9 protein-coding genes are annotated in these 13623 nt (G+C 50.3%); 7 read left to right on the top strand and 2 right to left on the bottom strand.

Annotation, left to right across the window (positions count from 1 at the left end; translation table 11 throughout):
- Positions 1-240: 240 nt before the first annotated feature.
- Positions 241-1218 (bottom strand): phosphate/phosphite/phosphonate ABC transporter substrate-binding protein, encoded by a 978-nt coding sequence (locus tag AC3WRW_RS14585; protein ID WP_492547034.1) that lies wholly within the window; start codon positions 1216-1218, stop codon positions 241-243.
- Positions 1219-1345: 127 nt separating this feature from the next.
- Positions 1346-2206: a DMT family transporter gene (locus AC3WRW_RS14580; RefSeq protein WP_492547033.1), complete on the bottom strand. Its 861-nt coding sequence runs from the start codon at positions 2204-2206 to the stop codon at positions 1346-1348.
- A 133-nt stretch (positions 2207-2339) separates the two neighbouring features.
- On the opposite strand from AC3WRW_RS14580, the gene AC3WRW_RS14575 reads away from it, so the two are divergent.
- The 7 genes from AC3WRW_RS14575 to AC3WRW_RS14545 all read left to right on the top strand — a co-directional run bounded on the left by AC3WRW_RS14575 (position 2340) and on the right by AC3WRW_RS14545 (position 13446).
- Positions 2340-3716 carry an aminotransferase-like domain-containing protein gene (locus AC3WRW_RS14575; RefSeq protein ID WP_492547032.1) on the top strand — a complete coding sequence of 459 codons (1377 nt, stop codon included), beginning with the start codon at positions 2340-2342 and terminating at the stop codon, positions 3714-3716.
- A 132-nt stretch (positions 3717-3848) separates the two neighbouring features.
- Positions 3849-4976, top strand: a complete 1128-nt coding sequence (locus tag AC3WRW_RS14570; protein WP_492547031.1) for an alginate lyase family protein — start codon at positions 3849-3851, stop codon at positions 4974-4976.
- A gap of 86 nt (positions 4977-5062) precedes the next feature.
- Positions 5063-7378, top strand: coding sequence for a helix-turn-helix domain-containing protein (locus AC3WRW_RS14565; RefSeq protein WP_492547030.1), 2316 nt, complete (start codon positions 5063-5065; stop codon positions 7376-7378).
- Between the two features lie 212 nt (positions 7379-7590).
- A complete protein-coding gene (locus tag AC3WRW_RS14560) occupies positions 7591-9234 on the top strand; it encodes a type 2 periplasmic-binding domain-containing protein (RefSeq protein WP_492547029.1) in 1644 nt (547 codons plus the stop codon).
- Between the two features lie 121 nt (positions 9235-9355).
- Complete coding sequence (locus tag AC3WRW_RS14555; RefSeq protein ID WP_492547028.1) at positions 9356-10309, top strand: ABC transporter permease; 954 nt, start codon at positions 9356-9358, stop codon at positions 10307-10309.
- A 16-nt stretch (positions 10310-10325) separates the two neighbouring features.
- Positions 10326-11204: a carbohydrate ABC transporter permease gene (locus tag AC3WRW_RS14550; RefSeq protein ID WP_492547027.1), complete on the top strand. Its 879-nt coding sequence runs from the start codon at positions 10326-10328 to the stop codon at positions 11202-11204.
- A 13-nt stretch (positions 11205-11217) separates the two neighbouring features.
- Positions 11218-13446, top strand: coding sequence for a glycosyl hydrolase family 95 catalytic domain-containing protein (locus tag AC3WRW_RS14545; RefSeq protein WP_492547026.1), 2229 nt, complete (start codon positions 11218-11220; stop codon positions 13444-13446).
- Positions 13447-13623: the final 177 nt, after the last annotated feature.

Raw genomic sequence — 13623 nt, 5'->3', positions numbered from 1 at the left:
TTAATTGGGCACGTACGGATCTGTGAGGGGCAAGGGGCACAATCCAAGACGGAAAGGCCCCGCCTACTCGACTATTTTCTTAAAAACAGCCCTTTGGACTAGGGAAAGGGAACTAGGGGCCGCTATTTTGTAACTTGTAGATCCCTACCTCACATGAGTGATAGCATTCGCCAAAAACAAAGAAGCTAAACGCATACAAGCCGTTTAGCTTCTTTTTCATTCCAAGTATTCTATTGAGTCTTATTTCAAGCCCATTTCTTTGTTCACGCTGCGCACGATGTCGAATTTGGAATCGTCTGTAGCTACGTAACCTTTGTGGGAGTATACATCAAAAATAACTTTTTGACCTTCAGGGTCATTGCCGATCGCGATGAAAGCATCAGTCAGTTTCTTTTTCCAAGTTGGATCCATGTCGGAGCGAACAGCGATTGTGTCATTCGGGATTTTATCCGAGAAGCTAAGGATGCGAGTTTGTTTGAACACATCCGGGTAGTCTTTCGTCATGTTAGCGCGAATGTCTTGGAATACGCCGACAGCATCAACTTGGCCGTTCAGCAAAGCGATAACCGCTTTGTCATGACCTTGGAATTGAACGCCAGTTACATCTTTCACTGGATCAACGCCAGCCTTTTTCAGTACGAAACCTGGGTATACATAACCTGCAGCTGAAGTAACGCCTTGCCAGCCGATTTTTTTGCCTTTCAGGTCAGCAACGGATTTAATCGGTGAGTCAGCTTTAACGAGAATTTCTGATTTATAGAAATCTACAAGATCAGTAGTGGATTGACCTGTTTCGTCATTCACGCCAAAACGGGTAGCTTGCACAAGCAGATCAGCTGCTTTCCGATTGTCATGGGCAACAACGTAGTTGCTTGGAGGCAGGAAGCCAACGTCAACTTGCTTGGATGCCATAGCTTCGATAACAACATTATAATCCGTAGAAACGGATACTTTAACTGGAATGCCCAGCTTGTCCCCTAGAAGTTTTTCAAGTGGTTTAGCTTTCGCTTCAAGTGTTTCAGCGTTTTGAGATGGAACGAATTGTACTTTAAGTTCTTTTGGTACGAAACCTGTAGTTGCCGGTGCAGCGGATGCTGCAGCAGAAGCTGCTGGTGTAGTGGATGCTGCCGGTTTTGTCTCTTCTTTTTTCGCGCAGCCTGCCAACATGCTCGCAGCTACCACCATGGATAAACTAATTACAGTAAGTTTCTTCTTCAAGACTTTTGCCCTCCGTCTAATTAATGTACTTATCTAGGTTAGCTTTATTACAGTAACACATATGATCTGGAAACGGTGTGAAGTATTTGTAAAATGCAGTCGCAAAGAGTCGAAAATTAAACGATTTTCATGCAAAACGCCGTGCGATCGCCACGCACAGTACGACGCCGGCATTTACGATAAAGACAGGCCAACCAATAGACTCGTGCAGAACGAGAGCCGAAAGCAGCAGCCCGAAGAAAGGCTGAAGGAGCTGCAGCTGCCCGACCGCTGCAATACCACTCTGGGCAAGACCACGATACCAGAACACAAAGCCGATGAGCATGCTGAACAGGGAGACATAAGCAAGGCTCAAGAGTGCGGCGCCACGGATACTTGCCCACGACACCGGCATGTAATAGAACGAGAGCGGCAGCATAACGGGAAGCGACAGTACGAGCGCCCAAGAGATCACCTGCCAGCCCCCAAGTCTTCGTGAGAGTCGGGCCCCTTCCGCATACCCGTAACCGCACACGAGGATAGAAGCCAGCATGAACGCATCGCCGACGGGCGAAGATGCAGCCCCTTGGGTCAGAGCGAACCCTGCTACAAGGAAGCTGCCTAGAGCCGATAAGATCCAAAAGGTTGATCGCGGGCGTTCACCGCCTCGCAATACGCCGAAGATTGCCGTCGATAGCGGCAGAAGCCCAATGTAGATAATGGCATGAGCGGATGAGACATACTGAAGCGCCAGAGCTGTTAGCAGTGGGAAACCCGCTACCACGCAGACCGCCACTAACAATAGCGGAATGATGTCGCTTCGGACAGGCCGCTGCTGCCGGAAGAAGAGGAGAAGCGCTCCCGCTAACACCCCGGCAATGGCCGCACGGCAAACGGTGAGGAATAACGGATCAAAATCCATCACAGCCATCCGTGTTGCGGGCAGCGATCCGCTAAAGATGAGCACGCCCAGCATGCCATTGATCCACCCGCTTGTTGTTTTGTTCATCAAAATCACCTCAAAGTATACATCTGTATGATATGAGCATTATAATGGTTACAAAATACGATGTATATTGACTGTTTATCCATCTGTATGGGTACAGATAATGCATTCAATTGATCAGGCTGGAGGCATAGTTATGAAAAGTAAAAAGGAATCCATTCAGCAAATGATCCGTTCGGACATCGCGAGCGGTCTTATTAAGCCCGGTCAGAAGCTGCCCTCGATCCGTGCGCAGAGCCAGAGATTCGGCTGCAGTCTCAACACCATGATTGGTGTTTATCAGGAACTCGAAAATCAATATCTCATTTATTCACGTCCGAAGAGCGGCTATTACGTTGTAGCCAAAGAAGCGCTCCTTCCCCTGCTGCAAACCAAACGGATCGATTTTGCATCGGCGGCTCCCGATCCCGCGTCGATCCCGCAAAGCGACTTTCGTCAATGTTTGAACAAAGCGATGGAATTATTTGAGGCGTCCATCTTCACTTATCCCGATCCGCAGGGATTGCTTTCTCTTCGCCAGGAGATTGTGAAGCTCTTTCAGCAGCAGCAGGTTTTCCCTTCGGCACAGCAAGTTTTTATATTTTCAGGCGCTCAGCAAGCTCTTCATCTTCTAGCCGGAATGCCGTTCCCGAACGGAAAAACGAACATTTTGGTTGAGCAGCCCACCTACTGGGGAATGCTGGCTGCGCTTAAGACACAAAGGCAAACCGTAATCGGCATCGAAAGAACGCCTGACGGGATCGATTGGGGAGCGTTGGAGCGCCATTTTCAAAGCAATATGATCAAGTTTTTTTATACAATCCCGCGATTCCATAATCCGTTAGGCACTTCTTACACGGCGGAAGACAAGCAGCGGCTGGCTGAGCTCGCCAAAGCGAATGACGTTTACATCGTCGAGGATGATTATCTAGCCGATTTGGAAACGAACAGCAAAGCAGATCCCATTCACGCTTATCATGGAGCGGGGCATGTCATTTATCTAAGAAGCTTTTCCAAAGTGATGCTGCCGGGATTAAGGCTTGCAGCGGCGGCAGTGCCGGATTCGTTTATTCCTTTGCTGCAATGGCATAAACAGACGGCGGATCTGAGCACCTCGGTACTTTCTCAAGGCGTGCTTGAGATCTATATGAAGTCCGGGATGTATGCTCATCATGCGAAGCAAATGAAATCTTTGTATCATCACCGCCTTAAACATCTCAAGGAAATTTCACAGCGATTTTTGCCCAAAGAGTGCTTATATACGATCCCGTCTAGCGGGGGGCTCTTCGCCTCCATACGCCTTCCGGATTCTATTCAAGGAGAAGATTTAGTCAAGCGATTGGAGAATCGTGGTGTTGATGTACTGGCATCCGATAAGCAGTTCCTTTCCTCTTTCCCTAAGCAGAACTTGCTGCGCCTTAGCATCATTCGAACTGACGAGCAAGAAATGGAAGAGGGCATCCGGATTATTGCCGAAGAACTGGAACGTGCCCGATATACAAGCAGCTCGCCTAAGCCGTTTTTTTGGTTATGAGTAGGAAAAAGTCTCTTAATTGCCGTAGAATTTGAGATTTTGATGATGAGTTTAGGTTTTGACGATACCATGGTTGTAAGGGTTTTCATATAATGAAGTCATTGTTCGTTCACATGAAAGGAGTTTGTCACCATGCTGAGTATGTACCAAACAAGCCGGGAGAGTTGGGGATTATATCTGGATCTGAATGAGATCATCCGACAGGCAGATGCCTCCCTGACGGCTCCGAATATACATATCACAGACGCGAGAGCCCCGCAAAGTCCCGGGAGCGCGCATGACTATTATTCAAACGGAGATTACTGGTGGCCGAATCCCGATACGCCGGATGGACGGCCCTACGTTCGCCGTGACGGTGAGAGCAATCCGGCTAATTTCCATGAACATCGAATCCTGCTAAGACGGATGCGGTCCCGGGTCGCCGCTCTGGCTGCCGCCTATCGCATAACGGGAGAAAAGCGGTACGCAGCGAAGGCTGTTCAGCTGTTGGACGCTTTTTTCCTGAACGAGAGCACGCGAATGAATCCGCACCTGCTCTACGCTCAGGCGGTACCCGGAGTATGTGACGGACGGGGGATTGGCGTGATCGATACGCTGCATCTGATCGATGTGGCGGCAGCCGTGCATGTGCTGGAGAGCGAGCCTGGATCCACGGCGGAAACGCAAGTGCTGCAAGGGATTTCTTCATGGTTCGCGGAGTATTTGCAATGGATGAACGAGCATCCGCAAGGGGTGGAAGAAAGAAACGAACCTAACAATCACGGCATTTGCTGGTTCGTGCAGGGAGCTGCATTCGCACGGTTGACCGGTCATCATGCCATGCTGGATTGGTGCAGAGAACAATACAAGAGCAGGCTGCTCGAGGAACAGATGAGAACAGACGGCAGTTTTCCCCGGGAATTGTCCCGTACGAAGCCATATGCCTATTCGCTGTTCACCCTGGATAATCTCATTACGCTTACGCATATCCTCTCCACGCCGAACGAGAACTTGTGGGAATATCAGCTTTCGGATGGCAGGGGCGTACGGAAGGGAATCGCATTCCTTTTGCCATACCTGGAAAATAAACAAACATGGCCTTATGGACGTGATGTAGAATACGATGCGCATTGGCCTGCCCGTATGTCGTTCTTGTTGCTTGCAGGACTCGCTTATGGTTCTGAAAGGCTTCTTGCCCTGTGGCGTACGCTCGACCATAAACCGCAGGAGGCGGAAGTCCGGCGGAATATGGCGATTCGGCAGCCGCTTCTCTGGATCTGAGGGAGACGGATAGACGAGACGGTTCCTTCTCTTTTCGCTATAATAAATGAAAGCAGTTACAACATGTCGACAAGGGGTTAGTGCTAATGAAGTTCAATCGGTTCCGGTTCAACAAACGCAGCGTCATGGTTACTTGGCTCACCTCTTATATCTCGGTGCTGCTCGTCCCGATCATCATTAGCGGAATTTTATATGCGGCTTCCTGGCATGTGGTTGAATCGGAAGTGAATCGTGCCAACAACAACGCGCTGAAGCAGATGGAGATGGCGATCGATAACAGCCTGGGCGGCATTGAGCGGCTCAGTCTGGAAATTTCCCTCAATAAACCGGTGAACGCTTTTATCAATACTTCGCTACCGCTTACGGATAACGATTATTACGATTTAGTCACGATTTCCAATGATTTGCGGGTATATCAAACAGCCAACGATTTCATTGAACAAATTTATCTGTATTACAAAAATAGCGATACTGTGATATCAACGCGCAACCGGACAGACAGTCGCCATTTGTTTCAGATGTTGGACGGGCAAAATCTTAAAGGCTATGAGGCATGGAAGACGTATTTGGATAAACGCTACATCCAGGATTATGCGCCGGTTACGGTGTCAGAGGATGATAATCCGTATAAAGCCGTTCTATTTGCCAAATCCGTTACATTGGCGAATCGGGATCAGCCGGGAGCGGTGCTCCTGTTTGTCGTGAAAGATTCCAAGCTGCTCGCCAATATTCCGCCGTCCGAAGCGACATCCGTTGCAGTGCTGGATAAAGAAAACCGGCTGGTCGCCGCAAGCGGGCTCGGGCAAAGCCCTGATTTTCTCACCTATGACAAGTTTTCTGGCGAAAACGGCCTTTTTTACGGAGAAGTGACCGGCAAACAAGTCGCTGTCTCGTATACCACTTCGGCAAGAACAGGTTGGAAATACATCTCGATGATTCCCGCCGAGCGCTTTGACGACAAGATGAAATATATGAAAAGGTTGGTGTATGCCAGCATTTTGCTTAGCCTTCTGCTGGGCGGGGTGGTTACGTTCCTGTTTCTTCGCAAAAATTACAATCCGATTCACCTGCTCATTCGGAGCTTCTCGATGAAAGCAGGGATTTCGTTTGCCGAGGGGACGAATGAGTACGGCTTTTTGCAAGAGGCGCTCAACAATACATTCGCTGAGAAGGAACAAGTTGATCGCCGCCTGCACCAGCACCGGGACGCCATCCGCTCGCATTTCCTGCAGGGGCTCCTGAAAGGAAATCTGGAGCAGGACATTCCCGTACATGAATCGCTCTCGGCTCACGATATACGGTTGGCTTCGCCGCATTTTGCCGTACTATTGTTTCATATCGATCATTTCGGCAAATTTCAGGAAGATGTTACCGTGGATCCGCAGAAAGTGAAATTGATGCAGTTCATTCTGATGAATGTGGTGGAAGAAGTGATCGGCAGCGATCATCAGGGCTTCACGACGGAGATTGACGATATGCAGGCATGTATTTATAATTTTGGCTCCGGTCAGGACCCGGAGGAGCTGCGGCGGGTTGCCGAACAGGTGAAATTATTCCTGCTTGACCATTTTCATGTGCATTTGACGATATCCATCAGCGGTATCCATTCCGAACTGTTCGGAATTGCCGAAGCTTATCAAGAAGCTCTCTCGGCGATGGCTTATCGTCTTGTCGTGGGAGGCGGAGCGGTGATTCGTTACGACGAATTGCCGAGTTCCGAGGCTGTCCGCCAGGCCGGAAATTATTATTATCCTTTGCATGTAGAGCAGCAATTGATTAATTTCGTCAAGATTGGCGATTATGAGAAGTCGAGCTCGATCATTGAGCAAATTATTGAAACTAACGTATCCAATGCTGTTTTATCGGTACCGCTCGGCAAATGCCTCATGTTCGATCTTGCGAGCACGATGCTGAAAACCATGAACGAAATCGGCTCGCAAGCCAATAAAACTGGTTTCATGGAACAGTTTAACCCTGTCGAACGGCTATCCGGATGCGAAACGATTAAAGAGATGAGACGGGAAATACTGTTGATTCTCGAACAGGTCTGCCAGGCCGTTCAAGCCGGCCGCAAACAGGAGTACAGCCCGCTTGGCGAGCTTGTCAGCGCTTATGTTAAAGCCAATTATACCGAAGAAAATTTGAACATTTCGATGATCGGAGAGAAATTCGGCATTACCCCTTCCTATTTATCCAAGCAATTTAAAGCACAAACCGGCGATGCGCTGCTTGATTTTATAAGCCGGACCCGTTTGGAGGAGGCGAAAAAGCTGCTGAGCGAGCAAACCCTCTCCATTATGGAGATTGCGCGCAAAGTCGGATATGCGGATATCAATACGTTCAACCGGACTTTTAAGAAATTCGAGGGCATTACACCGGGGAAATACAAAGAGCTTAAATGAATGGTTGACGGGTTGGATAAAGTCGTACAAGCTTGCTTGCGCGGCTTTTCATTTTTTGCATAGCTGTTTGGGATTCTGATGATTGCTTTTTACGCATTTTAATGAGCGATTTCCCGTTTTGACGATAGGCAAAAGGGCGGTTTCTCCGCCATACTAAAGCCACGGTGCTGCAACGAAGACATGATGCACTAGATCCTATGAGGGGGATTCACATGAGAAAACGTTCCACAAGAAAGTCCGTTAGTCTGGCTCTAAGCGTGCTGGCAGCTTCCAGCCTGTTCGTCGCTTGTTCCAAAGATATTACGGGAAGCCCAAGCGCAACGGGAGCCGCGAAAACGACAGCAACGCCGGCGGCCGCAGCTCCAGGTCAATATCCGATTAGCACGCAAGAAACGTTAACATCCTGGGAACAGATCGATACGAACCTGGCATCTTTCGTTCCCAATTTGGCCGATTCTCCGTTCGGCAAGCGTTTAGAGAGTGAAACCGGGGTTAAGGTCAAGTATACGCACCCGGCCGACGGTCAATCGAAGGATCAATTCAACCTGCTGATCGCTTCGAACAACTTGCCGGATGTCATTGAATATAACTGGGGCGGCGGCGGAGCGGCAGCGTATCCGGGTGGACCGGAGAAAGCCATCGCGGACAAGGTCATCCTGCCTCTAAACGAACTGATCGATAAAAATGCGCCAAATTTAAAGAAGCTGCTGCAGCAGGATAAAGAACTGGACAAAATGATCAAAACGGACAATGGCACCTACTACGCTTTTCCGATGATTCGGCCGGACAACGGCCTGGTTTTCCGGGGACCGATGATTCGCAAAGACTGGTTGGATGATTTGAACCTCCAGGTGCCTGCGACGATCGATGAATGGTATACGGTTCTGAAGGCTTTTAAGGAGAAAAAAGGAGCAACCGCGCCATTTACGGCTCAGTACAGCAATGAATTGAACATCCAGGATGCGTTCATTGGCGCTTTTAAAACAGCAAACCGCTTCTATATCGACGATCAGGGCAAAGTGAAATACGGGCCTACGGACCCTCAATTCAAGGATGCGCTGAGCTTGCTGCACAAATGGTATGCCGAAGGGCTGCTTGATAAAGACTTCGCGCTTAATACGGATTCCAAATCGTTGGATTCGAAATTAATGAGCGATGCCTCGGGGGCGACAGTGGGCTTGTTAAGCGGGGGCATGGGCAGATGGATGGATACGGGCAAGAAGAAAAATCCGAAGTTCCAGCTGGTAGCCGCTCCCTATCCCACTTTGAATAAAGGGGAACGCGCTTTTATCGGACAACGCGATTTTAAATACAATCCGGTTGCAAGCAAAGCTGTTTCAGGGGATTCCAAGCATGCGGAGCTTGCCGTCAAGTGGATGGATTATGCGTATAGCGAGAAAGGCAGCCTGCTGTTCAACTTCGGTATCGAAGGCGAAAGCTATACCATGGAGAATGGCGTGCCTAAGTTTACGGATAAAATCACCAAAGATCCTAAATACAACCTGCAGCAAATGATTACCCAATATACGAAGCCAAACGGTCCGTTCCTCGGCGATAGCCGGAAAAGCTTCAATACGTTCAAAGAGCAGGATGAGGCCATCAAGATTTGGGAGCAAACGGATGCCGCCAAGCATGTGATGCCGCTCTTCTTGACGCCGACAGCCGAAGAAAGCAAAGAACTGGCCAAACTAAATACAGCCATTACCAGCTATAAAGAGGAAATGTTCGTTAAATTCGTAATGGGCAAAGAGCCGATCGATAAGTTCGATGATTATGTAAAAAGGATAAAAGAGATGGGGATCGACAAGGTGACCCAAATTTATCAGGGCGCTCTTGACCGATACAATAAGCGATAATTAGTCTGCGGCGAATCTGCGGGGGTGTGAACGTTCTGAAGTGAACGATCCGGAGTGGAAGCTTCGTTCCGACCTTCCGCAGAGCCCGCCCGTGGCTGGAAAGGGTGATGCTATGAACACCATGATTGCCAAATCAAAGCCGGTTGCAGCCCTTGGAGAAAACCGGAGATTCCGTTTCGGGATTTTGCTGGATATCCGCAAAAATAAACTGCTTTACGTCATGCTGCTGCCGGTTCTGCTGTATTATGTCGTATTCCACTATGCACCCATGTACGGTGCCGTCATCGCATTCAAGGATTTCACCCCAAGACTCGGCATATGGGGGAGCGAATGGGTCGGATTTGAGCATTTTCGCGAATTTTTTACAGGCCCTTATTTTTGGCGAACGATTAAAAATACGGTTCTGATCAGCTGCTACCAGCTGCTGTTCGGATTTCCGGCTCCTATCCTCCTGGCGCTTTTGCTCAATGAATTGAAGCATGCTTTGTTTAAAAGAACGGTGCAGACCGTGACCTACATGCCGCACTTTATTTCGTTGATTGTTATTTGCGGGATTCTGAAAGATTTCACATCCAGCGAAGGCGTAATTAACGACATTATCGCTTTCTTCGGCGGGGAGCGGTTGACTTTTCTGCTTGAGCCCAGCTTGTTCCGCACGGTCTATGTTTCTTCCGGCATTTGGCAAAATATCGGTTGGGGAACGATCATTTTCCTGGCGGCCTTAACGGGAATCGATCAAGAGCAGTATGAGGCAGCCAAAATTGACGGCGCAGGCCGCTGGAAACAGATGACGAACGTCACGCTGCCGGGGCTTATGCCAACCATCGTGATTCTGCTTATCCTGGATATCGGGCGGATGATGAATGTCGGGTTCGAGAAAATCATTTTGTTGTACAATCCGGGCACCTATGAAACGGCTGACGTCATTTCCTCTTATGTGTATCGTGTCGGTTTGCAGGATTTCAATTACAGTTTCAGTTCAGCGGTGGGTTTGTTCAACTCGGTCATCAATTTTGTCCTGCTCATTTCTTCGAACTGGCTGAGCCGCAAATTCAACGATACAAGCTTGTGGTAGAGGGGAGAGAGCGATCATGCTGAACAAGGCGAGTTTCTCAGAGAGATGCTTCGATTATTTCAATACGGTGCTGATGGTCCTGCTGATGATCCTTACCGTATATCCGCTTATTTATGTGTTGTTTGCTTCAGTCAGCGATGCAGGAAGCTTGATGGGGCACAAAGGCATTTTATGGCGGCCCATCGGTTTTTCGCTTGATGCCTATACGAATGTGTTTCGCAATCCGATGATTTTGAAAGGCTACGGGAACACGCTGTTTGTCGTACTAGCCGGCTTGGCGCTGAATATTACGCTGACCTCGTTCGGAGCTTACGCACTCTCAAGAAAGAGCTTGCAGTACCGCAAGCCGCTGATGCTGTTCATCATCTTTACGATGTTCTTTAGCGGCGGACTGATTCCGCTCTACTTGACGGTCAAAGGAGTGGGCATGGTTGACTCCCTTTGGGCGCTAATTATTCCGCAGGCCATCAATACGTTTAACCTGATTCTGATGAAGACAGCGTTCGAAGCCATTCCCGATGCGCTGGAGGAGTCGGCCAAAATGGACGGAGCCAACGATTTCGTTATCCTGTTCCGGATTGTGCTGCCGCTCTCCATGCCCGTAATCGCCGTCATGCTGCTGTATTATGGCGTGAGTCATTGGAATTCCTGGTTCCATGCGATGATTTTCCTGCAGGAACGTTCGCTTTATCCACTGCAGTTGGTGCTGCGGGAAATATTGCTGCAAGGGGAAGCCAATGCCAATGCGGGAGTGTCCGACGGCGATGCGGCCATGCTTGCCGCCACCTTGAAGTATGCGACGATTATCGTTGCTACGGTTCCGATTTTGTTCGTGTATCCATTTTTGCAAAAATACTTCGTCAAAGGCGCTCTGATCGGAGCGATCAAAGGATAGGAGGAAACTTGGCATGAACGAAAGCGGCAGTTCCGCAGTTCATCTCGATGTCGATTGGGAACGTTATTTGGCAGCTCACGATATGGAGTGGGTCGTCAAGCCCGTTTCTTGGGAGGAAGGGGCTTTCCTCGGTAACGGCTTGCTTGGCACGATGGTTTACGGTGAGGAACATGCCAGCAAGCGGCATGTGCTTCGCATGGTTACCGGGCGCACCGATGTGACGGCAGCCCGGACGGACAAATCCGGATTCCCGCCCCGGGTTCCGCTCGGTGAGCTGGATTTGGAATTGGTCGGGAAAATCTATCATCCGACGCATAAGCGGATCAGCTTGTGGAACGCTGAACTGCAGGCCACGCTGACGACGACGAGCGGGGAGGTCAAGCTTCGCTCGTTGGTACACAGTCTCTATCCGGTGATAGCCGTAGAGATTGAGACGACAGCGGGCGAGAGCGGGGCCGGATGCGCGTGGTATGCCTATCCGGATGTCGACCCGGTCCTGAAAAACGCGGACGGGGTGAATTTGAATCAATATATTCCTGTCACGGAAGTGGAACATGCGGAAGAAGCGGACGGCATCCGCGTTTGTACGCAGCGGTATTCGGGCGAAGACGGCTGCGCAACCGCTTGGAAGGAAGTGCAAGTGTCGCCGAATCGCCGGATCTGCTGGCTGTCCGTTGTCCGGGGATATGGCGAATCGGCAAAAGCCGAAGCCGTGAACGCGGTGGCGCAGGCATCGGCTGCGAACTTCGAGGAGTGGGTGCAAGCTCACCGGGCCTGGTGGCACCGTTATTACCGTCAAAGTTTCGTTTCGCTGCCGGATGGCCGTTTGGAAAGCTTTTACTGGATTCAGATGTACAAATTGGCATCGGCTGCGAGAGCGGACAGTCCCCTTATCGATAATCAGGGGCCTTGGCTTACTTCCACGCCATGGGCCGGCTGCTGGTTCAATATGAACGTGCAGATGAGTTATTCGCCGGTGTATACGGCCAATCGTTTGGAAATCGGCGAATCGCTTGTTCGTTCGCTGCATGCGAACAAGGATCGTCTGATTCTGAATGTGCCTGAAGATTGCCGGCACGATTCGGCTGGATTAGGACGAAGTTGCAGCTTCGATCTGCAGGCCAAAGTGGACGATGAGATTGGAAATTTGACATGGATCTGTCATAACGTATGGCGGCATTACCGGTATGCCATGGACGATGACATGCTGAAAGAGGTTTTATTCCCGATTTTAAAGCGGAGTGTGAACTATTACCGGCATCTGCTGGAGGAGGGAGATGACGGATTGCTGCATCTGCCGCCGACGATTTCCCCGGAGTATGGCTCGTTCATGCGGACGACCGTGCCGGACTGTCATTACGATCTGTCCCTGCTCCGCTGGGGATGCGAGACACTGCTGGCGATTTGCGAAAGGCTGGCGATCCGCGATCCGTTGAGTCCGAAGTGGGAAGACATACGGGCAAGGCTGGCTCCGCTTCCCGTCGACGAGACGGGCTTTATGGTCGGACGAGATATGCCGCTGGCTTACGGACACCGGCATTTCAGCCATCTGCTGGCGATTTTCCCGCTGCATCTCGTTAAGGGCGAAACAGAGGAGGAGCGGGCCTTAATCGCAACTTCTCTGCGTCATTGGCTGGCCAAAGAAGGGGACCTGCGCGGCTTCAGTATGACCGGGGCGGCCTCGATCGCAGCGAGTCTCGGTTGGGGAGATGAGGCGCTGCGGCTGCTGCAATCGCTTCTGCTCATCATCAAGCCGAATACGATGTACAAGGAAGCGGGACCGGTTATCGAGACGCCGCTGGCCGGTGCGGAATCGATTCATGATATGCTGCTTCAAAGCTGGGGCGGCAAGCTGCGGGTGTTTCCGGCAGTGCCGGAGGCTTGGACGGAGCTGGCTTACCATAATTTGCGGGGGGAAGGCGCCTTCCTGGTCAGCGCGGTTCGCAAGCAAGCCGCCACGCAGTGGATCAGAGTGAAAAGTTTGGCCGGAGAGCCATGTTTGATCAAGACGGGCTGGAGCGGGCTTGTCCGTTGGAACGTCATCGATGTCAACGGTGCGGTGCGAGGGTCCGGTGAAACGGTCATCGACGATGAAATATCGCTTGATCTGGAAGCAGGCGAAGAGGCCGTTCTCTATCCGGGGGATGAGGCACCCCATTTGCGTTTGCGTCCGGTCGAAGGAACGGGGAAGGTGGCGCGATATTTTGGGGGCCATAAGCCTTGGCGGCTTTACGGCTTTTAATCAGTCTGAAAGCTGCTGGCGGAAATGGAGTGTCTAAATATGGAGCAGTTGGGAACACCTGCAAGTGCGGAGGGCTTTCGTACTTGCGGGTGTTTTCGTTCATGCCGGAGAAAGGCGTTTGCGATTCGATTACATGAGAATATTCATACAAAAAATGAGAATATCAAATGTACACAA

This window comes from Paenibacillus sp. FW126-R14, assembly GCF_058789495.1.
The sequence above is the reverse complement of the archived record's forward strand: the minus strand, read 5'-3'. Positions and strand labels throughout refer to the sequence as shown.